The sequence below is a fragment of the Leptolyngbya sp. FACHB-321 genome, from assembly GCF_014695975.1.
Taxonomy (GTDB): Bacteria; Cyanobacteriota; Cyanobacteriia; order Leptolyngbyales; family Leptolyngbyaceae; genus Stenomitos.
This window is the reverse complement of the sequence record NZ_JACJPI010000078.1, coordinates 85,160-108,214: the sequence shown is the minus strand read 5'-3', so window position 1 is coordinate 108,214 and position 23,055 is coordinate 85,160. Positions and strand designations below refer to the sequence as shown.

The following is a 23,055-nucleotide window of genomic DNA, read 5'->3' as shown; positions in this document are numbered from 1 at the left end:
GCACTATCAACGGCTTTAGCTAGCTAAACAAAACCTGTGTTGACTGCAAACCCTTACTTTTCGGCGGTTTACGTCCTTAAACCTTATTAATTAAGTTGTATGACTGAGCCGCAGGTTTAGCTGCTAAACATTTTCAAAGAGGCGCTGGGTCGATCGCTAATAGTGAAACGGCACTGTTAGCAGAGGCAGACAAACCAGCAGCAGCCACAGCCACACCCAGAAGCGAACGGGCTGCACTGACTCTGGCTCTGACAATAACGCATCAATGCGCTCTTCTAAGCGAGTGCGGGGTGTCGCGCTGCTAAAGGCAGCACAGATTGTTTCAGAGTAAAGTTCTGGGGCTTTTACCATCTGCAATAGTGCTTCAGCAAGTAGCAAGGTATCGACTGTTTGCGCTGCCCAGCGATCGGCGCGGCGTTCTCGCAGCAGCAACAGTTCTTGCCATAGTGCCTCTGTTTGGGGCAGCCAGGCAGTCAATCGGCGCAGCCAGCCAAGCCAGAAAAACCAAAAGGTATCGCGGTAATGGTGATGTGCCTGTTCATGGGTTAACACTGCTTCCAGATGGTCGGTGCTAAACGTATCAATGAGTCCCTGGCTTACCACTAGCTCAGACTGCCAGAAGCCAACCTGTGCACTAAAGGGAAGCGGCGTAGACAGCACACGACCGACGTGCCCTTGTAAACTAACTTGAGGATAGGCACGCACTTGCTGAAGCGATCGCCATCCATCTGTCACCAGCCTCAGTGCCAAAATAACTGAGACACAAAGGAAGCCGACTGCTAGCGAGTAGCTAACCCAGCCTTCCCACCAGCGTACCATTTGCCCCTGGGGACCCATACAGACCAGGGCAATAGCGGTCATCAGTAAGAGCAGCGGTGGAAAAAGAAATAGCCCCAGCGATCGCTGCCAGCGTTCTTGGCAGGTACCTCCGGCGCTCACTCTTAGTAAGCGCAGCCCCCACGCGCATGACAGCCCAAAAAACAGCAGCGTTAAATGCATTCCTTATCCTCCCTTGCTTCACGGATGGCGCGGAGTCGTTGAGCGATCGCCTCCAGTTGATCGACGCTGGTTTGATCCAGACTATCGGCAAAGGCTGCTACCACATCAGGGTTGCCCACTGCCAGAAATTGATTGAGCTGCTCGTATGCTCGTAATGCCTGCGCTTGCTCTTTAGAAACGAGAGGCTGCCAGGTATAGACCCGACTTTTGCGATCGCAGACGAGCCAGCCTTTCTGAGTCAGGCGTTGCAGAACAGTCGTGACGGAGGTATACGCCAGTTCGCGCTCTGGATTAGACAGAATGCGATCGTGGACGTCTTTGACCGTCACGGTGCCGAGTTCCCAAATCAGATTCAAAATCTCGGCTTCTAAAGGTCCGAGCGAAAGCTGCTTCGGACGGTAGCTGGGTAATGGAGTCATTGAGTGCAGGGTGCCGAGCAAAATCTGTTTCTAGCTTATCGCTAGTCGCTTGTGTTGACGATAAGGGGGTGGAGAAGTAAAGGGGAGAAGTGGGGAGGTGGAGGAATGAAGGGGAAGTGGCTTATCTAGCAGTCGAAGAGAACGTTAGGACAGTCCTAAACCTTGAAAGTTCCTTTGACCAAGGACTTCGATTCATCCCTCATCCCTTATCCTTTTGCTATACCAATTCTCTTTTCACATGCTACAAAGCAAGATTCCTTTCTAATTGCGGTTTGTCTAGCTCTTTGTGGCTTTGGTCTGTAAAGCAGCGATCGAATAACCGACAGTTAGCAATGCTAGATTGAGCGTTTGCCAAGCAACTTGATTGAAGCACTCGTTTTATGAGTTTATCGACACTGATTTTGGCTGCGCTTGGCGTCGGCGTTATCTTCGGGACATCGCTAAATGCGTTTTTCCCTACCGTTATTGAACCGCTCAATGTTTATTGCTTGGCACCGATCGGCGAAGCCTTTTTGCGCCTGATTCAATTTGTGGTTGTGCCGATCGTCTTTTCCTCCATGCTTCTGGGGTTGACTCGCATTCAAAATGCAGCGCAAGTAGGGCGCTACGCTGCCAAGTTGATGATCAGCTACGTCATCACTAGCGTGATTGCGGTTGGTCTAGGGATGCTATTGGCGGTGCTGTTACAGCCCGGTGCCGGTATGACTGGCTTTACGGTGGCAGCAGCTACTCAGAGCACTGAGAACCAATCGCTGATTGCTTGGCTAGTAAGTTTGATTCCTGTGAATCCTTTAGAGGCGTTAAGCAGCGGTAATCTGCTCCAAACGATCGTGTCAGCCGCGTTAATTGGTGTGGGCATTCAACTCGTCGGCGAAAAAGCAGCAAGCTTTGTGGCGTTTATCGAAAGCTGCTATGCCATTTTTGAGAAGATTTTAGGCTTGATTTTATACACGGCTCCACTTGGAGTCTTTGCGCTGATTAGCTCAGTCATTGCTACTGAAGGGTTAGCCATCATTGTCAGGCTTTTTGTCTATGTTTTGGGCTTGCTGCTTGGCTCGTTGCTTATGATAGCGCTGTATGGGTTGGTGCTTTATGTACTGCAAGCGAAGCCAGTGCATTTTCTCCGTAGCTTAACGCCCGCCCTATCGCTTGCCTTTGGTACGGCAAGTTCTAATGCTGCGTTGCCTGTTTTGTTGCAGACGGTGCAAACAGACTACGGGCTGAGAGAAGACATTGCCAGTTTTGCGATTCCCTTGGGCACAGCCCTAAAGCGCGACGGTTCTGCCATTGTGCAAGGCTTTAACGCCCTTTTTATTGCTCAGGTGTATCAGGTGCCTGTTACGCCTTCTCTGTTGCTGGCGATCGCCCTTAGTTCTTTGCTAGTTTCCTTTAGCACTCCTGGTGTGCCAGGATCGGGCATCATCACGATGACGACGGTTTTAGCGGCAGCGGGCTTGCCTTTAGAGGGCGTTGCGATCGTGGCGGGAGTCGATCGTCTGGTGGATGGCGTCAAAACAGTGCTTAATGTTGTGGGCAATACAACCAATGCTGTGATTTTAAGCCGTTGGGAAGCCGAAGTTGGTTCGGAACAAGTCGCGCCAGCCGTGCCAGTCGGCAAATCTTAATCTGCCACCTCAGCCTCTTGCAAAATAACTGTCAGCAGCCCAGGGAAGCGATCGTCCAAATCCTCACGCCGCAGTGAATTCATGTGCTGCGTTCCTTCTTTGCGACTGTGCAACACACCAGCCTCGCGTAACACTTTGAAATGGTGCGATAGCGTCGATTTTGCCACAGGCACCGACAGAATCGCACTGCAAGACAACTCGCCCTTCTCTGCCAGTTGCTTCACAATCTCTAGCCGTACTGGGTCTCCCAAGGCATACAACACGCCTGCCAGAGAAAGGTCTTTTTTGTGTGGATGATATAGCAGCCTCATAGTTGTCATTATGGCACAGATTGCGCTATCGTTTAATAGTTCGATGTTCTTGAACTATCGAAATAACAAGACAGAAATCAGGAGGTTGCGATGTCATCCGTCACTACAGTTACAGACTCCAGCTTTCGAGACGAAGTGCTGGCAAGTGATTTGCCCGTCCTTGTAGACTTTTGGGCACCCTGGTGTGGTCCCTGTCGGCTGGTTGCCCCAGTTGTTGCTGAGCTAGCAGAGCAATATGCTGGACAAGTCAAAGTCGTCAAGCTCAACACAGACGAAAACCCCGACGTCGCCAGCCAGTACGGAATTCGCAGCATTCCTACACTGATGCTCTTTAAAGACGGGCAAACCATCGATCGGGTGGTGGGTGCCGTGCCGAAAGCAACGCTGGCAACTACGTTGGAGAAGCACTTAGCGGTAAGGAGCGAGGCTTCGACGTAAGCGCTCAACCGAATAGGTGAGCAAAAAGGGTGTGATCGCATCAAAACATCTCTGCAATTTATCCTGATGCGATCGACCTTACCCGAATAGAGGAGTGGTAGATGCACCCTGATCAATCCCTGGCTTCCCGCTAGGGATTTTTTATTTTTAACCGCCCGCAGCCATCTGAGAGTTGATCGCGCTAGAAAGGACGAGAATTTTCCTGATGCGATCGGCGTTAGCAGAATAAAGGAATGGTAGATGCACCCTGATCAATCCCTGGCTTCCCGCTAGGGATTTTTTATTTTTAACCGTCAGTCGTAAGCTTGCAGTCGATCGTTAAATACCGCGCAAATTTTCCTGATGGCATCCGCGTTACCAGAAGAATGGAGCGGTAGATGCACCCTGATCAATCCCTGGCTTCCCGCTAGGGATTTTTTATTTCAGCTATCAGGTCAGCAACTTATACAACAGTAGGAACGCACCGTTGCATCACACTAAGGTTCTTGTAGTGCCAATGCTACACAATTACACCCGATTACGATGCTCCCACTGCTCTCTCGTAAGCTGCCAATCTACTTCGTGCCACCCGTAATCAGATAACCCCAATGAACCGGGACGAGTGGCAACCACCGTTGCTCCGCTCCATGCTGCCAACCGAGTAATTCGCACGTTCGCGCTTACGGTGGAGCCGAAGATGACGTCCAACCCTAGTTCTTTGAACCCAAAATGGAGCAGAGCACGCCCAACCTCGATCGCATAGGCGTAGCGCCCCCAATAAGTTGGTGCAAGTTCAATGCCCAGTTCCATCTTGTCAGTATCACATCCCATTCTCCGCAATCCGCAGCAACCAACCAGAACGTAAGGTTCCTGGCGATGCACAATGGCAAATTGGTAGTTGAGCCGTGGGTGATCAGAAGCCCATGTCTGAAATGTCTCAAACAAGCGCTCTGCATGTTCGGGACTCGCCTCGTCTAACCCATAAAACGTCAGATTACGTGGATCGGCTTGATAGCTCAGAAATTGAGATCGATCAAACTCAATGAAGTCACGCAGCAGAAATCTTCTGGTTGTAATCTCCATAGCAGCAAGCCTAATGTTTGGGCTGTAGAAGATGATTTGCAACAATCAATATTTAAGCGATCGCTCGATCGCCCATCGCTGCCAAAATGCCTTCAAACAATTGCATTCCATCGGTACCGCCGAGCATTGGATCTGAGGCGCGTTCTGGGTGTGGCATCATGCCCAACACATTGCCTTTGCGGTTGCAGATGCCAGCAATGTTATTGAGCGATCCATTAGGGTTGTTGGATGAGTCCATGTTGCTGTCGGCTGTGGCGTAGCGGAACACAATTTGACCATTCGCTTCCAAGTCTGCCAGCGTGTCGGCATCGGCGTAGTAGTTGCCTTCACCGTGCGCGATCGGCAGCGTAATGACGGCTCCACTTGAATAGTGTTGTGTCCAGGGTAAATCGGTTCGTTCGACGCGTAAGGGAACGCGATCGCAGATAAAATGCAAATCTCGATTTCGCACCAGTGCCCCAGGCAGTAACCCCGCTTCAGTTAATACCTGAAACCCGTTGCAGATGCCCAAGACAAGCTTTCCCTGCTCAGCGTGTTTGATGGTTGCTTGCATTGCTGGCGAGAACCGCGCGATCGCCCCACAGCGCAAATAATCCCCATAGCTAAAGCCACCAGGAACGATAATGACATCCAGGTCAGATAGATCGCTTTCTTCATGCCAAACCATGCGCGTTGGCTGCTGCAACAGTGCTTCGGTGACGTAAGCAACATCGCGATCGCAATTGGAACCGGGAAAGACAATCACACCAAATTTAACCATGACGCTCTACTGCTAACCTAACGGGATGCCTGCTTTCTGAAAAACTTGCTCTGCGGTAAATGCTAACCCCTCAAAAAGCTTATCTGTGAGCAGTGTATTGCCCATATAGGTTTGAGGTGGCGCATCGGGATAGAAGACGGTAATGCTTCGGGCTTTGCTATCGACAACCCAAACCCGCAACACGTTAGCATCTAGATACGCCCTCGCTTTTGCAGCTAATTGACCAAATGTTTGACCAGGCGAAATGATTTCGATCGCGAGATCCGGTGGCACTGGACAAACCGTATTTTCTTGCCAACTAGCAGGTAACCGCTCGTAAGAGATATAGACGAGGTCAGGAGTGAGTACCCAGTCTCTTCCTTGCCAAGTCAACGCGATGCCCAGCTCTGGATAAACCTCGCCGCGACCTTCAAACTCAGGGCACAACAGAAAGAGAAAGGCACGGGTAAGGCTAGAGTGAAATTTTTTGAGGAACATTTTGGGGACTGCCTGACCATCAATCAGTTCATACGTTATGTCGCCCTCGCCTGGGGGCAGTGCGAGAAACGCTTGCAACGTCAGTAGATGGTTTGCCTGGAGTACCATTGCGGCTACTAAGAAGAGCTAGCTTTCATTGTAGGTGATCGTGGCTTGATGCAAGATCAGCCAATTGCCATCGGGGTCATAGGCATAAATTTCTCTGCCGTGGGACGCGGTGATGATGTTACCAGATGGTGGATAGCCAAGTTGGGTCAGGTGGGCGATCGCGGCTTCTAGGTTTTCTACTTCCAAACACAGGCTCATGCCAGTGGGCGAAGGGGAAGTGGAAACTGGGGCGTAGGGAGTGGGTGAAGTGGCTTTGGGACGAAAAATGCCGAGTTGGAGCCTGGGTAGATGAAATTCAGCGTAAACGTTGGGAAGCAAGACTGCTGGTTCTAAGCTCAAAAATTGGCTGTAGAACTGTGTCAAGGCATCAAAATTTGGCGTTGCTAATGCAAGCAGTGCAGCAGTGTAGCGAAGCGGCATGGCAGATTCCAGTGACAGGTTTCGGTAGAATAAACCTAGCTTCACATCTTGACGCAAAGGCAGATATCGCTATGGTAGACCCTCCTAAATGGACACCGGAAGCCAAGGCAAAATTACAAAACATTCCTTTTTTTGTGCGCTCTCAAGCTAGGGAACGGATTGAGCATTTGGCACGTGCCGCTGAACTAGACGTGATTACCGTTGAATTGGTCGAACAAGCGCGGCTAGAGTTTGGTCAATAAAACCTCATGCCTGAAGGACCCGAAATTAAACAAGCAGCGGATGCCGTGGCACGGGCGATCGCCCACACGCCCCTCATCCATATTTCCTTTGCCTTTGAACGCTTGCAGCCTTATGAAGCTATTCTTGTCAACGAGCAAATCTGGGCAGTGCAGTCAAAGGGCAAAGCGATGCTCATTCGCTTTCAAAATCAGCTCAATATTTATAGTCACAACCAGCTTTACGGCAAATGGTATATCCAGAAAGCTAACTCTTACCCAACTACGAATCGTCAGCTCCGCCTGGCAATCCATACGCCTAAAAAAGCGGCGCTTCTCTATAGCGCGTCGGAGATTGATGTCATCACAAACGAACAGATCACTAGCCATCCGTTCCTTAGTCGCGTAGGACCTGATGTGTTGGATGACGCTATGACTGTCGATCAAGTGCGCGATCGCTTCCTCGACAAACGCTTTTACCGTCGTGGGTTGGTAAGTCTATTGCTCGATCAAGGCTTTCTGTGCGGGCTTGGTAACTATCTCCGTAGCGAAGTGCTGTTTGTCGCGAGAGTGCATCCATCTCTGCGACCGATCGACTGCACGCCGGAGCAGATTGATGGTCTAGCGAAGGGAGCGATCGCAGTCAGTCGCCAATCCTATTTGACCAAAGGCATCACCAACAACCTGGACACTGTTGCTCAACTTAAACAGCAAGGCTTTTCTCGCCAGCAATACCGCTTTTACGTCTTCAACCGCGATGGTCGTCCTTGCTATAGCTGCGGTACTGCCATCCTCAAAGAGATTGCTGGCGGTCGCCGTATCTACTACTGCCCCCACTGTCAAAAACTGTGAGACGAGGATCCGTTAGCCCGGAGTGCTTGAGCGTTAAACCGCTAAACTAACGTCATCTATGCAAATGACGTGTTCTGGCACATCAGCTTGCCTGAGAGCCTGATAGCTGTCTGAGTTCAGCCCAACCAGGGTCACACTCTTGCCGAGGCGTTGATATTTGGCAACAACTTTGGCGATCGCTGTTGCGGCTGCATGATCCCACACGTGAGAGCGGCTAAAGTCGATCACGATGCCGTGGAGGTCAGCATTGTACGCAAACAGATTCACAAAGTTACTGGCAGAGCCAAAGAACAGTTGACCCGACACCGCATAAAGCGTGATGCCATCGTGATCAAGCGAGACGGCAACATGGGTTTGGGCAAGCCGCCAACCAAACATCAGCGTACTTAAGATAACGCCAGCAAGAACGCCCTGCGCTAGATCGTGTGTCAGTAGCGTAATTCCAGCCGTAAAAGGCATGATAATCGCTTCATTAAGCGGCATGGTTCGCAGCGTTTTAAGCGAACTAAAGTCAAAGGTTTCAAACGACACCATGATCATCACGCCAATGAGGGCAGCCATCGGAATCTGCTGGACGACATCCCGCAGCACGAAGATCGAAAACAGCAGAAACGCGCCAGCAACAGCGGTTGATAACCGATGCCGCCCGCCTGATCGCACGTTGATGATGGACTGCCCAACCATGCCACAACCCGCCATGCCACCCAGAAAGCCCGTTACCACGTTGGCAATGCCTTGTCCGCGCACTTCTTTGTCTTTAGAGCTGCGGGTATCGGTCAAATCATCCAGTAGTGCAGCCGTAAGCAGTGATTCCAGTAAGCCGACAATCGCCAGCGTTACGGCGTAAGGCAGGATAATTGCCAGCGTTTCTAGCGAGACACTGACCTGTGGCAGATGGAACATGGGCAGGTTGCGCGTGATCTCACCCATATCGCCCACGCGACGAATTGGTAGACGAGCCACGATCGCCACAACCGTCATCGCCACGATCGCCACCAGCGGTGACGGTATACTTTTGTTCACGCGAGGAAAGAGGTAGACAATGGCAAGCGTTGCCGCCACCATCGTATAGGCTTGCCACGGCTCTCCCGGTAATTGCTGCACCTGTGCCACAAAAATCAAAAGTCCGAGGGCATTCACAAACCCTGCAATCACCGTTTGGGGGATGAAACTAAAGAACCGTCCCAGTTTCAAAACACCAATCAAAAATTGAATGATGCCAGTCAGAATGGTCGCTGCAAAAAGATATTCAACGCCGTGTTTCACTACTAGCGTTGTCATTAATAACGCCATTGACCCTGTAGCGGCTGAAATCATTGCTGGTCGCCCACCTGCCAGCGCAATGACGATCGCCATACTAAAGGAGGTATAGAGCGCCACCATTGGGCTAACTTTAGCGATCGCGGCGAAAGCAAGCGACTCTGGAATCAATGCCAGCGCCACTGTAATGCCCGCTAACGATTCTACTTGCAGGGTGGCAAACGGCAGTTTCTGCGTGATGCGGGTTTGAAGCGATCGCATCTGTCTAAGCGCTGCCTTACCAGCTTTTTTGCTCGTTGAAACCATGCTGCTTCCTGCGTAGTAAGACTCGTTAACTCAAGAGAACCGGGCGAACTTCAAAGATCAAGTGCATAGTACCGTGCTGACGAAAGCAATCCAAGTCGTACCAAAAGCAAGACCGAAAGCTTGATACGCTCTTTACCCGATTGTGACCACACATAAAGTTTTGATTAACTGAATCACCATAAACTTTCGGCATTTACAGAGGCTAAGGACAGTAAATTCACGGTGTTCGTATCTTCTGGCGCGTCAAGCACGTCAAAATGTTGCATCCTAGTAGTCATGCTTCAACCTTCGACGACTATCTCAGAGCACACGCCCGCGTCATTCTATACATGGCGCAACTATAGCTGTGCGTATGATCGCCTCGCTCCTACTGATACAGCTAGTGGCGTGCCGCTGCTGCTGATTCACCCGATCGGGGTTGGCTTGTCCCGCACCTTCTGGCAACGCTTTTGTGACGAGTGGTATCGCTCTGGGCAGCGCAATCTGATTTATAATCCCGATTTGCTAGGCTGTGGCGATAGTGATCTACCGCAAATTGCTTACCACCCGTCTGATTGGGCAGAACAGCTTCAGGCGTTTCTGCAAACCGTGATCAAAACGCCTGTAGTGCTAGTGGTGCAGGGAGCGCTGTTGCCAGTAGCGATCGACCTTATCCACTTGCAACCAGATTTAATTCGGGGTGTAGTTATGAGTGGTCCACCTGCTCGCACCTTGATTGCAAACCCAACGCCAACCTGGCGACAGCAACTCAGTTGGAACCTTTTCAATTCGCCCTTAGGCAATGGGTTTTATCGCTATGCGCGGCGATCGCAATTTCTCCAATCGTTTTCCATCCGCCAACTCTTTGCGACGGCTAATGCCGTTGATGCCGAGTGGTTAGCCATGTTGAAAGAGGGATCACGCGATCTTGCCAGTCGCCATGCGGTCTTCTCGTTTTTGGCTGGTTTTTGGCGGCAGGACTATACGGCTAAACTAGCTGCGATCGCTCAACCATCGCTTGTTGTCATGGGCGGAGAGGCTTCGAGCATTAGCCGCAAAGGTAAGGCAGAAACGCCTGATGAACGGCTGCAAGATTATTTAACGCAGTTGCCAAAGGGTGAAGGTGTGAAACTCCCTGGACGCAACGTGCTGCCCTACGAATCGACGGCAGAGTTTGTCAGGGCGATCGCGCCTTTTGTGCAAAAGCTAGAAACGGTTTGAGCCAGCAAGTTTATTCACTGTAGAACCTTGCTCCTAAAAGCTCTACAGTCCCCAACCCTAATATGGATGTAATTGAAACTCGAACCGCAACGGAGGCGGATTTTGACTTTTTAGCAGATGTGCATCGACAGACGTTTCAGGTTTACGTCGAGCAACTTTGGGGTTGGGATGCGGCAGGACAGAGAGCGGCTTTGTACGAAGACTTTCAACAGTTTCCGTTTGAGATCATCTGTTATTGCGGAGAAGCGGTTGGCATGATGTCTGTGGCGAACCAGAGTGATGCGCTTTTCCTCCACTACCTTGCCATTCTGCCAACCGCTCAGCGTCGGGGACTGGGCACTCAACTGGTTCGCAGGCTTATGCACAAGGCGTTTGAGCAGCAATTGTCCGTTACGTTGATTGTGCTAAAGGTGAATTCAGCGAAAGCATTCTATGAACGACTGGGCTTTAAAGTGACGGGTGACGATGAGTATCGCTACTTTATGGCAAGCTCTGAAGGCACAAACACCGATAATAGAGAGCGGTAGCTTGTGCGGGCTGACATTGGATGACTATGTTTTTTCACAAAGATGAGCAGTTAGAAGGGTTGGGCGATCGCCTTCTAGAGGCAACTTGGGCTGAGTTTCCGGGTTTAGCCCGTAATCAGATTGCAGTGACGTGGCTTGTGTATGATCCGCCTGCCATTGTTAACACCGGCGGTGCTTTAAGTGCTGAAGAATTTTGGAAACACTCCCCACGTGGTTTTAGCTATCGCGGTGTGGAGAGCATCTACCCTGCCAGCGTCGTCAAGTTGTTTTATCTGGTGGCGCTGCACGAATGGCTAGAGCAAGGCATGGCGCAGCCCTCCACCGAACTGGAGCGAGCCACGAAGGATATGATTGTCGATTCCAGCAATGATGCAACGAGTCTGGTTGTAGATGTGTTGACGGGCACAACGAGCGGTCCCGAACTTCCAGTGGCTCCTTTTGAAACCTGGAAGCAGCAGCGCAATATCGTGAATCGCTATTTTCAATCGCTTGCGTGGACAGAGTTGGAAACCATCAACGTCAACCAAAAAACCTGGTGTGATGGGGCGTATGGGCGCGAACGTGAGTTTCTTGGTGAGTTGATGGATAACCGCAATATGCTCACGACAACTGCAACCGCGCGGCTGTTGCATAGCATTGTGGGCGGGGTGGCAGTATCGGCAGAGCGATCGCACTCTATGATGCAGCTTATGCGGCGATCGCTTCACCCAAATGACCTCGCTGCCGACCCTGAAAATCAAGTGACTGGTTTTCTGGGCGCAGGCTTACCTCTGAATGCACGCCTCTGGTCTAAAGCGGGTTTAATGAGCCGCGTTCGCCACGATGCAGCCTATGTGGAATTGCCGGATGCCCGACCCTACTTACTGGTCGTTTTTACCGAAGGGACTGCACACAGCCAGAATGAAGCAATACTGCCGTTTATCTCACAGCAAGTGGCAACAGCAATAGTTGGTCTTTAGGAGCTTTCCAGCAAACAAAATACCCGTAGGGGCAGGTTTAATACCAACGTGATCGGTTATTCGCAAAGCTTCTGGCAAAACCTGCCCCTACAAGCGGTACATTCTTTCTCAGAAACCTCCTTAGTGATTAGTGCGTTTGGTTATTGGTGCAACTCTTTCATCTGGTGATGGCTTATTGGCGATCGCATACGTGATGAGGAACGTTGTTTGGCGATCGCCGCTTTCGACCTGGATGCTGGCTCCTAAGCGTTCGACCAAGCGTTTGACCAGTGCAAGACCTAAACCAGTGCCGCCATATCTCCAGGGATCGGCATTGGGAATGCGGTAAAACTTTTCGAAAATGCGATCGCGCTCGCTGGCAGCAATTTCAACGCCCGTGTTGCTGATACCAATTTGCAAGCCACCGACGATCGCTTTGGCAAAGACGCAAATTGTCTCCTGAGACGAGGTGTATTTACAGGCGTTTTGTAAAAGCTCGGTGACGGTACGCTTCAGATACCTAAAATCAGTTGTTAAGGGCGGCAGGTTCTCTGAAACATCCACTACAAGCTGTTGCTGTTGCCTTAGCATGCGCTCGCTAAAACCGCTAGCAAGGTCAGGCAGCCAGCTTCGCAGATCGACAGTAGTGAGCGTTAAGGCATCACTACCCGACTCCACCTGCGACAGACCAAGCAGATCGTTAATGAGGTTAATTTCGCGCTCAGACTCATCTTTCAGCACCTTGAAATAGCGCGCAATGCGGTTGGAGTCACCACTGGCAACGGTATTGTTAAAGGTGCCTGCTTGCTTCAAGGCAATCTCCAGCATTTGAGTCGCCATTTTGATATTCGACATCGGTGTCCGTAATTCGTGAGAAACGGAGCTGAGGAAGTTGTCTTTGAGGTCGTTTAACTGCTCCTGCTCATCCACCTGTGCCTGAATTTCTTGATACAGACGCGACTGTCGCAGGGCGATCGCGCACTGGGTTGCTACCTGTTGTATCAGGCGAATCTCTGGTTCTTCAAAACATTTATCACACGGTCTAAGCAGCCATAGATCGCCTAATACACCCTGGTCGTCAGTGATGAGACAGCTCAGGATGGTAAACCGACAGCTAACCTGGCGCACCACATCGATCGGATCAGCGAGAGAGCAAAATTGCACCCAGCCGCCCTGTAATCTTTGCTGACCTACAGGATACAAGGTGTTGAGAGACAACACAGTGCCCTTTGCTGCCGCTACAACATCTGAGCGAATTGCCTCATAGAGAATCGTCAACGTGCCGCGCTCCATGTCAATTAGCCCGGTATCACAGCACAACACATCCAACTCGGCCGCTAACTCTTGCATCGTTGTTTGGAGAATATGATGCTCGTCCAGGCTATCGCGCACGCGATCGGTAATTTGCTTCAACAATGACTCGTAGGCAAGCGCTTTACGGAGTTGGGCAGTTCGTTCCTGCACCTGGGTTTCCAGCGTTTCGTTAAGCTGTTGCACCTGCTGATAAAGCTGAGATTGCTGGATGGCGATCGCTAATTGATCCACAATGGCACAGGCAAGATCAACCTCTGAGGTCTGCCAGGGTTGCTGCTGCTGCCTGGTCAAAGCTAGGCAACCCCAAAGCGTTGCCTCAAAGTGAATCGGCACCAAAAGCCAGGTTCCCGGTAGCATCTGAGCGTACTGATTCACGGTTGGATCAGGATGCTGGGCAATATCCTCAATCTGCACAACAGCAAAGCGCTTGAGATCGGCGATCGGCTCATTCGCATCATCAGAAAACTCCATGCCAACAAGATTGTTCAGCACCTGGTTGGAGTGACTATCAGCCACAATTTTCCAGACCGAATGTTCTGGCAGATAACGGATCGCATCAGCGCGGTCTGCCTGAAGCAGTCGAGCGATTTCAGCCGTTGCCGTCTCGAAAACGGTGGTTAAATCCAGTGAATTCCGCATCACCTGGATCACGCGGTTCAGTGCTTGTTCTCGCTGCGCCTGGAGCTGCAATTGGCTGTAGAAGTGGCAGCGCTCTGTTACGTCCTGGTAATAGACAAATAACCCGTCCTGCGATGGATGGGCATAGACCTCAAACCAACGGTTGAGCGGTGCGTAGAATGCCTCAAACCGAACGCTAACCTGCGTTGCCATCGCCTGGTGAAACTCGTGATCAAAAATAGTCCCAACGACTTCGGGGAAGGCTTCCCAGACAGTTTGCCCCAAAAGTTCTTGCTGCGTTTTTTGAAGTAGTGCCTCGGCGTGCTGGTTAACGTGGGTGAAACGCCAGGCTCGATCAAGCGCATGGAACCCAGCCGGTATGCTTGCAAACATGGTGGTCAGGCGATGATTTGATGCCTGAAGATTGCTGCTTGTCTGTTGCTGGTCAAGGATTGCCGCTTCCCTCGCTTGAAGCAGGCTGTGCTCCGTTATGACTCCCAGTACGTGCCCCTGATCATTCACGATCGGCAAATAGGCAACTTGGTGGTCTTGCATCATTTGCCAAGCTGTACTTAACGTCTCAGAATGGCTGAGGGTCAACGGCGATTGTGTCATCACCGCTTCAACCGTGGTTGCCGCTGGATTAACGCCCGCCGCGATCGCCCGTAAACAATCTTGCTCTGTGCAAATTCCAGCCAATTGCTGTTGCTTCATCACCAAAACACAACCGCTTTGATTCTGGCTCAACTGCTGCACTGCTTCCAGTACAGTTGCATCTGGAGCAAGAAGTGGCTGCTGCTGCATAGCGGGGGTGGTTGAAACCTGCATTTCACCAGAGTGTAAGGAGCAAAAGTGAAGCCTGGTTCTGTAGACGATATGCAATGGCAGTTAGGCAGTAGGCGAGACCCTAGCTATCTGCTGAAGCACCCAGCGTGCGGGCTTGACAACCCCATCCTAGCTAGGAATGCCAGCCAATCCTGCTTAAGTTCTAGATGTTAGAGAAGTGCCTTAAGACTGGGCACAAGCTAGAGCCTCAGTTGCTAAACCTGAGCGACGATCACACCCAGTTTCAAGCGGTCAGCTACAGTTTTTGGTAAAGAGTCTAACTTCAGCACGACAGCAAGGTGCTCTGACAAGGCGTTGCAGTAAAGCATTAAGTGACCAGGCTTTAGCTCTTAACGCTTTATTGCTCATTCAGTGCTCATGGAGAGGCTGTAACGGCGCGTCTAACCCATTGACTGTAGGAGATGTCTTTAACCATTGCTGTAAGGGTTGATTTAAGTGAAGACGACACACTTAACAGCTCACCGTAAAGTGCCAGAAACTTGATCCGTAGCCTGCGTTCTGTAGGGTTTTGCTCGTTTCCTACTTGCGTAAGGGCATCTGATTTCAATGGGTAAACCTAAGTAATCGAGCCTCATGCACGCTAAACGATCCTGCGAAATTTTAGAGATTAACGTTAAAGAAGTAATCAGCTAATTGGCTGAACTATATGCTGCTTTTTCGTAAATACTTGAGCGAAAAGAAAAGCAAGGATACCTTGAGGGCAAAGCCTCCACCCCTTCTTAGAGACAAGTCCGTCCAGGCTGCTAGCTCATTTAATCTAAGGTTCAATCCCTCGCACTCAGCAGTTTGGAGCGCAAGTAGTACAGTTTGGCTATCGAATCGCTAACCTACTGCGTCTCTACTTACTGCGTCCTCAATACTTACTGCGTCTTCAACAGTGCTGAGTCGATCGCACGTGGATAGATTAGCCACGCCCGTTCGTAAGGGTTAGTCAGCGTTTGTACCAGAGGCGACAGGTCGCTCAATTCCTGCAAGCCTGCGGCGGTATGACACTTGATGCCACGCTGGTAAAGGGTATAGCCACGGCTTAGAGAAATTTGCAGCCCTGCATAATAAGTTGCGTCACCGTTCACTGTGCCGAGCCTCTGCTGGACGCTTTGCAATAATGCCTGTCGATCGTTCGTATCCAGATGGGTGACATCCAGTGTTTTGGGCAGATCGCGATCGATAAACTGTCGGCATAGATCGCTCAAAATGGCATCGGTGCTACTTTGCCAACGTTGCAGATGGTAAGTGAAAACGCCATCATCTGCAGCAAGATATTGGTTTAAAGGTAGGCGATCGCAGTTGTCCGTCAGCCATGCTTTGACCGTATCATCGGCTTCTAGTAAGCCTTGCTGTAAGCATTCACGAGCCCGCACAAACGCTTGCTGCAATACCCAACAGGCAGCGATGTTTTTAGGATGGTTGTAAACCTGGGCATACATAAAGTAGCGCACGATCAAGTAATGCTCAACGGCAGTCATGCCTTTACGGGCAACGACAAGCTGCTGCGTGACCGGGTCGTAGCGCATTGCCATGAGAATGCGCTCGAGGTCTATTTTGCCGTAGGATGCCCCCGTAAAGTAGCTGTCGCGCATCAGGTAATCGAGGCGATCGCAGTCAAGTTGGCTTGACACCAGTTGCCAGACTAATGGGATTGGATGTTTCTTGAGATAAACCTGGAGAATTTGCTCAGTTAAGTCTGGAGCTACAGTATCCAACGCTGACCGAATAGGCGCCGACTCTTGTAAAATGCGCCCCGTCCAGTGTTCGTGATTGCTGCCAAAAACTTCTTCGCCTGTATGGCTAAAGGGACCATGCCCAATGTCATGCAGTAGCGCAGCGCAGAGTACAACCGCACGATACGGTTGCAGTTGGGGATAGACGCTGGCAAGACGATCAAATGCCCGACGCGCGATCGCCAGCACCCCAAGCGAATGCGTAAACCGTGAACTTTCAGCTCCATGAAAGGTAAGACTGGCTGAACCTAACTGCCGAATCCGTCGCAACCGTTGAAAGGCAGGCGTATCAATAAGACGGATAAGTGCCGCTTCGATCGGATCGCTACCGTTGAGTGCGATCGCTCCATGGAGCGGATCGTGATACGTGCGTTCAGTACTAAACAGCACCCGCCACCATTGAATGTGTGGTCAACAGCTCTACTGCCGCTTGGTATTGGCGGTCAGCGGGTGTACCGACTTGAGCGCCAGTAATGGGGTCAAGCGGCACTGTAACATCGGGCTGAATACCTTGCTTATTAATGTCAATATGACCAGGGGTTTCATACTTCGCCACGGTGACAGCCAGACCAGAGCCATCTGACAGGTCAAAGAGCGATTGAATCAACCCTTTCCCAAAAGTTTTTTCGCCTAGGATGGTGGCGCGCCCGTTATCCTTCAAGGCTCCCGCCAAAATTTCGCTAGCGCTTGCCGTGCCTTGATTAACCAAAACGACGAGCGGATCGTGCGTCAATGCCTTCTCTGTCGCATCAAAGCTCCCTTGAATGCCTTGGCGATTGACGGTGTAAACGATCGTCCCTTTATCCAACCAAAGACGGGCAATCTCAACACCCGCTTGCAGCAGCCCACCAGGGTTATTTCGCAAATCAAGGATGTAAGCGTTAGCGCCCTGCGTCTCCAGACGAGTCAGCGCGTGGGCAAACTCAGCCGTTGCATTGGCGTTAAATTGACTCAGGCGAATGTAGCCGATTTTGGCAGGCTCATCCGTATTCGCAGGTGTAGATTGCAACCTCAAATCGGCATAAACTGGGTTGAGTTCAATACGATCGCGCACAACCTTAAAATCTAGCAGCGCCTCTTCCCGCTGAATTGTCAACATTACCTCGCTACCGATCTTCCCCCGCATTCGTCCTGCCGCGTCATCTAAGGACAGCGCCTCAGTTGAGGTGCCATCAATGCTCACAATCGTATCTGCTGGCTTGATGCCTGCGCGATCGGCTGGAGAACCAGCGACTGGAGCAATCACGCGCAATTTGCCAGTCTCTGGGTCAGAGGCAATCTGCAACCCAACTCCCGTTAATTCGCCAGATGTATTCGTCTGTAAGCTTCGGTATTGCACCGGCTTCAGCAACCGCGTAAAGGGATCATCCAGGCTCGCCAACATTTTCTGGATTGCTGTATATGTTTGCTCACGATCGCTCAGCGGTTGCTTAAATGCCTTTTGCCGCACCAGCCACCAGTTCTGCTGATTAAACGTGTCATCAACATAGGCGCGATCAACCAGCCGCCAAACTTCTGCTAAAAGCTTTTGCTCTTCAGTCAGCGCGTTTGCTTGCGGTGCTGACCAACCCAGCACTATCAAAACTGCCAAAAGGACAGCCACTAGCCGTCCTGTCCAGGAGGTATGTTTACTCATAGTGAATAATCTTAACCTCAGCAATGGAGTGTCTGCTACCCATAGCACGAGTTCAATCGCTTTAGGCATGGTACGAGTGGAGCAAAAACCGCCTACGGCAAAGCCGCATAATGACCCTTTAATCACACTGTTCTCAACGGCTGAACGATCGCCAAGACTATTGTCTCAGGCAACGGTTTGCTTTAGAAAACTTCATCCTGTCTTAAGTATTTAAACCAGCAAGTAGACGAAGCAATAAGTTGGGAAGACGCTGACACAGGCACGCGTTAACACAGGAGGCTGATTCACTTTGCGTATGAAATCCAGCCTGCGTCTGTGTTACATTCTTTAGGAACAGCAATACATTTTTTTAGGAATTCTTGCTTCATGTTCACTAAGCAGGTGACCGGCTCGAAAACATTCCAGTGGTTCGAGGAGCGGCTAGAAATTCAAGCACTTGCAGACGATGTTTCTAGCAAGTATGTCCCTCCCCACGTAAATATTTTTTACTGTTTGGGCGGCATTACGCTGGTTTGTTTTCTCATCCAGTTTGCCACTGGGTTCGCTATGACGTTTTATTATCGTCCAACCGTTGCCGAAGCGTTTGACTCTGTTCAGTACATCATGAACGAAGTGAGCTTTGGCTGGTTGATTCGATCGATCCATCGCTGGTCTGCCAGCATGATGGTCTTGATGATGGTGCTTCACACCTTCCGGGTTTATCTAACAGGCGGCTTCAAAAAGCCCCGTGAGTTGACCTGGGTGACTGGCGTGATCCTTGCTGTTATCACAGTTTCTTTCGGCGTGACTGGCTACTCGCTCCCTTGGGATCAGATTGGTTACTGGGCAGTCAAGATCGTCTCTGGTGTACCTGAAGCGATTCCAGTTGTCGGGGTACTGATTTCTGATCTACTCCGTGGTGGTTCCAGTGTTGGTCAGGCAACTCTGACTCGTTACTACAGCGCTCACACCTTTGTCTTGCCCTGGCTGATTGCAGTGTTCATGCTGCTGCATTTCTTGATGATTCGCAAGCAAGGTATCTCTGGTCCTTTGTAATAGTTGCTCCCTTGGGCGCTAACTATCTACGCTAGTGACATTTGTTTACCTGCTTCCATCCCTCTGCTGACTTCAGAACAAAAGGAGAGTGACTTTAATATGGCAACGGTTAAAAAGCCGGATCTATCTGATCCTCAGTTGCGTGCCAAGCTTGCCAAAGGTATGGGACACAACTACTACGGTGAGCCTGCATGGCCCAACGATTTGCTTTACATCTTCCCAGTCGTTATTCTGGGGACGATCGCGCTTAACGTTGGTCTGGCAGTGCTTGATCCAGCGGCGGTTGGCGAACCTGCTGATCCCTTTGCAACCCCGCTAGAGATTTTGCCTGAATGGTATCTCTACCCCGTATTCCAGATTTTGCGTACTGTACCCAGCAAACTGTTGGGTGTGGTTGCTATGGCTTCAGTGCCTCTGGGATTGATTGTGATTCCTTTCATTGAAAACGTTAACAAGTTCCAAAACCCGTTCCGTCGCCCGGTGGCAACAACTATGTTCCTCGTTGGCACTTTGGTGACACTGTGGCTAGGTATTGGTGCAACTTTCCCTATTGATAAGTCTCTAACGCTCGGTCTGTTCTAGATCGCTCGTCGTTAGACTCTTCTTAACACCTGTTTGATTCCTGCTTTGGCTAAAGCTAACTAGGAATTAGATAGGTGTTATTTTTAGGTTCAATTATTTTAACCTCACGCTGGAAGCTGCCGCTGGTAGTGCTTTTGCTTAAGGGATTTTTCTTCAAAGTAGGGTTTTCTACCCAAACCTTTGGGGGGTTTCTGCTTAGGCGCTGGGGCAATTTCTGATTAGGATGAGAGTATTCAAAACAACCTTGTGCAGGAGACTGCGGTGAACCAGGATAGCTTTAAGAATTTTCAAATCGGCTTTGCCGAAGTTAGTCGTTTCCTTTTGCCCTTTGCGGTGATTTGGCTGCTAGGGGCAATCGGTCTAGGCTGGCTCGTTAAATCATTTTTTATCCTGGTCGGGCTGATTTTGATAACGCCTGTGATTGCATTTTTTGGCTTTCGCTGGTGGCTAAGGCGCAACCTAATTCAGGCAGATTGTCCGGTCTGCCAGTATGAGTTTGTTAGCCTCAACCAAACGGAGTTCAGTTGCCCCAATTGCAATGAACCGCTGAAGGTAGAGAGTGGACGCTTCAATCGTCTTACACCACCAGGAACCATTGATGTCAGCGCTGTCGAAGTGTCAGCTAAAACGATCGAGGATTAGCACTAGAGCTGCGAGTCTTTCAGGTTGGGCGCTAAACCTACTGTTAAAATGTTGACTTAAACGAGTAAGCATTAGCGCAACCTTTACTCGTCAAGTGTTTAACTTTTCTTTCAGCACAAAGCCGGGATGTTTTACGAAACATCTCGGCTTTGCACTAAAAGTTTTGAGGCAATCTCTGTTTAGCTGCGAGAAATTGACAGTGTATAAGAGTGTTGACCCTTGGCACGATCGCCAACATAGACCGAGTAAGTGCCTTTAGTCCACCGTCCAGGAATAGTAACTTTACCATTAGAGTAGCTGTCGGCTGGCACGCAGAAGTCCTGCCCGGAGCTACTACGAATTAGTAAGGCAGGCTGACCAGAGGACTGCAATGTAAACTGCAAATTGGCATCTTCTGCCACCTGGATGACGTGATTCGGTGCCGAGGCAATGAAGCCAGCACAGCCCTTACTATCTTTTTGGCTACCACCCGATGTCCCGTTGAGTTGAACGGCAGGTGAACTAGAATTAATTGCGACTGCTTGACTAAGAGCAGGTGAGGCGGTTCCCAGTGCGACTGCTAGTGCCACAGGTATACCGAACCAATAGTTGAAGGTTTTCATTTGACTCCTCTCTGCCGATATCTGAAACACATTGATGAAGCGATCGCTCAGTAGCTTAGTGCATTGCAATTAAGAGAGTGAAAGGTGTCACCTGTTAATTCGTCTTATGCTATGAAACGATGCAATACATTTAGTATTACAAGGAACGGCAGAACTAGCCGGGCAAATGTACCTGTTGACTGAGTGGCACTGATAGCCCAACCTGTAACATCTATCACTTAGGGGCAAATGGGTCTTGCAAACCTTGTAACCTTTACCCAGGTTGCCGATACTGCTCGATTAGCGTGGGCAAGTGATCGTAGCCATCCACGCCGATAGCAGCAATGAGTTCAGGGCGGAGTTGGGCAAGCGTTGGCGCAAAGGCATCGCCCATTTGTCCCTGAAGAATGGTCAATAGCCCGGCGGGTTGTCGCCAATCACGAGAGGCAATACTTTCGAGGAAATACATACCCAAGCAGCCCGTATATACCGCTCTGCTAGTGTCTTGCAGCCGATAGTACGCTTCTGCCAAATATGCCAGGTTCAGCCCTTGCAGGTATAAATCTCCAGCAACCTGAGCCGCTTTAAGCCCCTCAGCAAGATAGTCGATCGCCGTTTGCGGTTGTTCTAGCACCACATGAGCAATCCCCAGGCTGTTAAAGGCAAAGGCTTGACTTTGGCGATCGCCCATCTGTTCTGCCAGCTTTAAGCCTTGCTGCAAATAGCTGATGGCGGCTTCGTAGACCTCTGTTTCGGCTTGCTCCAGCTGTTGTGCCTGAAAAACTTCGCCATAACCGAGATTAACCAGGGCATTGGCTTCGCCCAGTCGATCACCGACCTGACGGCTGAGAATGAGTGCCCGTTGACTGTAGTTAATCGCCTCCCTATAGTTTTTTTGAGCAACGCAGGTGCGACTAAGGTGGTTAAGGTTCGCGATTTCGCAGGGACGATCGCCTGCCTCTGCTGCAATTTCTCTGGCAATATCGTGAAATTCTTTTGCCCGATCGATCTGCCCTTGCGCCCGTTCTGAGGAGCCGATCAGAGTGAGAATGCGTGCTTTTTCTTGAGTACCCTCTGCCCGTTTTAGTGGCTCATCGAGATAATTCACCACGCTTCGTAGCTGGCTGCCTGGAAAAGAGGCAAACACACCGCCGTACAACGGAAAGTAAGGACGCTGGGCAAACGATCGCAGAATTTGCAGTGTCATTTGGAACGCCCCCTCCGCAAATTGGCTTTGATGGAACGAGTTAAGTGCCGTTGCCTGATTAAAGCCTCGTGCCAGTTGCGACCAGAGGATAGAAAATGCCAGAAAGGTCGAGATCGATAGCTTCGCGCCGACTTTGGCATCATAGACAAGGCGATCAAACCAGGCAACCAGCCCTTGTTGGATGTATTGCAAAAGAATGACCAGTTCCACCCAGGTGCTACTCTCCAAAGTGGGCATCTGCGCGACGAACTCGCTGACTGACTCGTTGCGCGCGATCGTCTGAAAGAGCTGGATCAACTGGGGTTGCGTCAGTTGCTTTGACCATACCGTCCATGGATTGCTCTTGCCTGACGTGCTAGCAAAACCGAGCGTCTGCTCCTGGTCATAAATCCAGCTAACGAGCTGACTTTGAACTCGCTCCCACGATGCTAACCCCTGACTGATTCCTGCTGCTAGCTGGTGGAGTTCTTGCTGTACGGTGCTGTCATTGGCGGCATCCTCCTGTTGCTGAAGCACTTTAGCAAGCTGTTTAAGCTGCGTCGCGTTGAGGCATTGAGGCTGATTAGGGTCGATCGCCCGCAAAAATTCTGGCAGTCGTTGTGCTGCATCCGCCGTGGTGATTTTCTGCATGACACTGGCGATCGCTTCGGTTGCCTGGTTGTGTTGCTGCCAGCGCTCCCACTCACCCTGAATCGTTTGGAGTGCTCTGCGGCTGCGAGCCGCTTTTGCTTGCTTCAACTCATTGGTTTCGGCATCAAGCTGTGCCTGCACGCGATCAACGTACTGTTGTAGACAGCGCTCAAAGAGTTCACCAGTGCCAACACTGACCCCTTCTACCAGCATTTGGTAGACCTGTTCTTTTGACCGAATGTTGCCCTTTAGAGTCATTTGCACAATCTGATCAAGCAGTTGCAGGTAGCGATCGGGCGAAGGAAGCGTCTCTGACATAGCGC

General features: G+C 50.6%; 24 protein-coding genes. 11 read left to right on the top strand and 13 right to left on the bottom strand.

What is annotated here, in order from left to right; translation table 11 throughout:
- Positions 1 to 156 precede the first annotated feature (156 nt).
- Both H6F76_RS23205 and H6F76_RS23200 read right to left on the bottom strand, forming a co-directional pair.
- The gene (locus tag H6F76_RS23205) at positions 157 to 999 is read right to left on the bottom strand and encodes a M56 family metallopeptidase (protein WP_190511836.1); all 843 of its coding nucleotides are present in this window, start codon (positions 997 to 999) and stop codon (positions 157 to 159) included.
- The gene (locus H6F76_RS23200; protein WP_190448762.1) at positions 990 to 1,418 is read right to left on the bottom strand and encodes a BlaI/MecI/CopY family transcriptional regulator; all 429 of its coding nucleotides are present in this window, start codon (positions 1,416 to 1,418) and stop codon (positions 990 to 992) included. The genes H6F76_RS23205 and H6F76_RS23200 overlap by 10 nt, the downstream gene beginning before the upstream one ends.
- Before the next feature lie 380 nt (positions 1,419 to 1,798).
- Between H6F76_RS23200 and H6F76_RS23195 the strand changes: the two genes are divergently transcribed.
- Positions 1,799 to 3,043, top strand: a complete 1,245-nt coding sequence (locus H6F76_RS23195) for a dicarboxylate/amino acid:cation symporter (RefSeq protein WP_190511834.1) — start codon at positions 1,799 to 1,801, stop codon at positions 3,041 to 3,043.
- Here the strand turns inward: H6F76_RS23195 and H6F76_RS23190 are convergent.
- Complete coding sequence (locus tag H6F76_RS23190; protein WP_190511832.1) at positions 3,040 to 3,354, bottom strand: metalloregulator ArsR/SmtB family transcription factor; 315 nt, start codon at positions 3,352 to 3,354, stop codon at positions 3,040 to 3,042. The two genes, H6F76_RS23195 and H6F76_RS23190, sit on opposite strands and share 4 nt — an antisense overlap.
- Positions 3,355 to 3,444: 90 nt before the next feature.
- On the opposite strand from H6F76_RS23190, the gene trxA reads away from it, so the two are divergent.
- Complete coding sequence (trxA, locus tag H6F76_RS23185; RefSeq protein WP_190448760.1) at positions 3,445 to 3,792, top strand: thioredoxin; 348 nt, start codon at positions 3,445 to 3,447, stop codon at positions 3,790 to 3,792.
- A gap of 507 nt (positions 3,793 to 4,299) precedes the next feature.
- On the opposite strand, the gene H6F76_RS23180 is transcribed toward trxA, so the two are convergent.
- From H6F76_RS23180 to H6F76_RS23165, 4 genes are read right to left on the bottom strand one after another with little or no spacing between them, the layout of a single operon-like run.
- Entirely contained in the window at positions 4,300 to 4,854 is a 555-nt protein-coding gene (locus tag H6F76_RS23180) for a GNAT family N-acetyltransferase (RefSeq protein ID WP_190511830.1), read from the bottom strand.
- Positions 4,855 to 4,906: 52 nt separating this feature from the next.
- Positions 4,907 to 5,614 carry a phosphoribosylformylglycinamidine synthase subunit PurQ gene (purQ, locus tag H6F76_RS23175; protein ID WP_190511828.1) on the bottom strand — a complete coding sequence of 236 codons (708 nt, stop codon included), beginning with the start codon at positions 5,612 to 5,614 and terminating at the stop codon, positions 4,907 to 4,909.
- Between the two features lie 12 nt (positions 5,615 to 5,626).
- Positions 5,627 to 6,199, bottom strand: a complete 573-nt coding sequence (locus H6F76_RS23170; RefSeq protein WP_190511826.1) for a Uma2 family endonuclease — start codon at positions 6,197 to 6,199, stop codon at positions 5,627 to 5,629.
- Positions 6,200 to 6,217: 18 nt separating this feature from the next.
- Positions 6,218 to 6,619 (bottom strand): VOC family protein, encoded by a 402-nt coding sequence (locus H6F76_RS23165; protein WP_190511824.1) that lies wholly within the window; start codon positions 6,617 to 6,619, stop codon positions 6,218 to 6,220.
- Between the two features lie 71 nt (positions 6,620 to 6,690).
- Here H6F76_RS23165 and H6F76_RS23160 point away from each other — a divergent pair, with 71 nt between their 5' ends.
- The gene (locus H6F76_RS23160) at positions 6,691 to 6,861 is read left to right on the top strand and encodes a PCP reductase family protein (protein WP_190448755.1); all 171 of its coding nucleotides are present in this window, start codon (positions 6,691 to 6,693) and stop codon (positions 6,859 to 6,861) included.
- A gap of 6 nt (positions 6,862 to 6,867) precedes the next feature.
- Positions 6,868 to 7,689, top strand: a complete 822-nt coding sequence (gene nei, locus H6F76_RS23155) for an endonuclease VIII (protein WP_190511822.1) — start codon at positions 6,868 to 6,870, stop codon at positions 7,687 to 7,689.
- Between the two features lie 33 nt (positions 7,690 to 7,722).
- Here the strand turns inward: nei and H6F76_RS23150 are convergent, their stop codons facing one another.
- Positions 7,723 to 9,210 carry a SulP family inorganic anion transporter gene (locus tag H6F76_RS23150; protein ID WP_347276098.1) on the bottom strand — a complete coding sequence of 496 codons (1,488 nt, stop codon included), beginning with the start codon at positions 9,208 to 9,210 and terminating at the stop codon, positions 7,723 to 7,725.
- 321 nt (positions 9,211 to 9,531) lie between these two features.
- Between H6F76_RS23150 and H6F76_RS23145 the strand changes: the two genes are divergently transcribed.
- The 3 genes from H6F76_RS23145 to H6F76_RS23135 all read left to right on the top strand — a co-directional run bounded on the left by H6F76_RS23145 (position 9,532) and on the right by H6F76_RS23135 (position 11,941).
- On the top strand, positions 9,532 to 10,455 hold the full coding sequence (locus tag H6F76_RS23145) for an alpha/beta hydrolase (RefSeq protein WP_190511818.1): 924 nt from the start codon (positions 9,532 to 9,534) through the stop codon (positions 10,453 to 10,455).
- Positions 10,456 to 10,517: 62 nt separating this feature from the next.
- Positions 10,518 to 10,982 (top strand): GNAT family N-acetyltransferase, encoded by a 465-nt coding sequence (locus H6F76_RS23140; RefSeq protein ID WP_190511816.1) that lies wholly within the window; start codon positions 10,518 to 10,520, stop codon positions 10,980 to 10,982.
- A 20-nt stretch (positions 10,983 to 11,002) separates the two neighbouring features.
- A complete protein-coding gene (locus tag H6F76_RS23135; RefSeq protein WP_190511814.1) occupies positions 11,003 to 11,941 on the top strand; it encodes a serine hydrolase in 939 nt (312 codons plus the stop codon).
- A gap of 120 nt (positions 11,942 to 12,061) precedes the next feature.
- Here the strand turns inward: H6F76_RS23135 and H6F76_RS23130 are convergent, their stop codons facing one another.
- The 3 genes from H6F76_RS23130 to ctpA form a co-directional block, all read right to left on the bottom strand.
- Positions 12,062 to 14,656 (bottom strand): GAF domain-containing protein, encoded by a 2,595-nt coding sequence (locus tag H6F76_RS23130; RefSeq protein WP_190511812.1) that lies wholly within the window; start codon positions 14,654 to 14,656, stop codon positions 12,062 to 12,064.
- Positions 14,657 to 15,558: 902 nt separating this feature from the next.
- On the bottom strand, positions 15,559 to 16,809 hold the full coding sequence (locus tag H6F76_RS23125) for an HD domain-containing protein (RefSeq protein ID WP_190511810.1): 1,251 nt from the start codon (positions 16,807 to 16,809) through the stop codon (positions 15,559 to 15,561).
- Positions 16,799 to 18,055 carry a carboxyl-terminal processing protease CtpA gene (gene ctpA, locus H6F76_RS23120; RefSeq protein ID WP_190448748.1) on the bottom strand — a complete coding sequence of 419 codons (1,257 nt, stop codon included), beginning with the start codon at positions 18,053 to 18,055 and terminating at the stop codon, positions 16,799 to 16,801. The genes H6F76_RS23125 and ctpA overlap by 11 nt, the downstream gene beginning before the upstream one ends.
- Position 18,056: 1 nt before the next feature.
- Between ctpA and H6F76_RS23115 the strand changes: the two genes are divergently transcribed.
- From H6F76_RS23115 to H6F76_RS23100, 4 genes are all read left to right on the top strand, one after another.
- The gene (locus tag H6F76_RS23115; protein WP_190511808.1) at positions 18,057 to 18,269 is read left to right on the top strand and encodes a hypothetical protein; all 213 of its coding nucleotides are present in this window, start codon (positions 18,057 to 18,059) and stop codon (positions 18,267 to 18,269) included.
- Between the two features lie 152 nt (positions 18,270 to 18,421).
- Positions 18,422 to 19,090 (top strand): cytochrome b6, encoded by a 669-nt coding sequence (gene petB / locus H6F76_RS23110; RefSeq protein WP_190448746.1) that lies wholly within the window; start codon positions 18,422 to 18,424, stop codon positions 19,088 to 19,090.
- A 99-nt stretch (positions 19,091 to 19,189) separates the two neighbouring features.
- Entirely contained in the window at positions 19,190 to 19,672 is a 483-nt protein-coding gene (gene petD / locus H6F76_RS23105) for a cytochrome b6-f complex subunit IV (protein ID WP_190511806.1), read from the top strand.
- A gap of 261 nt (positions 19,673 to 19,933) precedes the next feature.
- Entirely contained in the window at positions 19,934 to 20,314 is a 381-nt protein-coding gene (locus H6F76_RS23100; RefSeq protein ID WP_190511804.1) for a hypothetical protein, read from the top strand.
- A gap of 179 nt (positions 20,315 to 20,493) precedes the next feature.
- Here the strand turns inward: H6F76_RS23100 and H6F76_RS23095 are convergent, their stop codons facing one another.
- A complete protein-coding gene (locus tag H6F76_RS23095; RefSeq protein WP_190448743.1) occupies positions 20,494 to 20,916 on the bottom strand; it encodes a hypothetical protein in 423 nt (140 codons plus the stop codon).
- 253 nt (positions 20,917 to 21,169) lie between these two features.
- A complete protein-coding gene (locus tag H6F76_RS23090; protein WP_190511802.1) occupies positions 21,170 to 23,050 on the bottom strand; it encodes a tetratricopeptide repeat protein in 1,881 nt (626 codons plus the stop codon).
- Between the last annotated feature and the right edge of the window lie 5 nt (positions 23,051 to 23,055).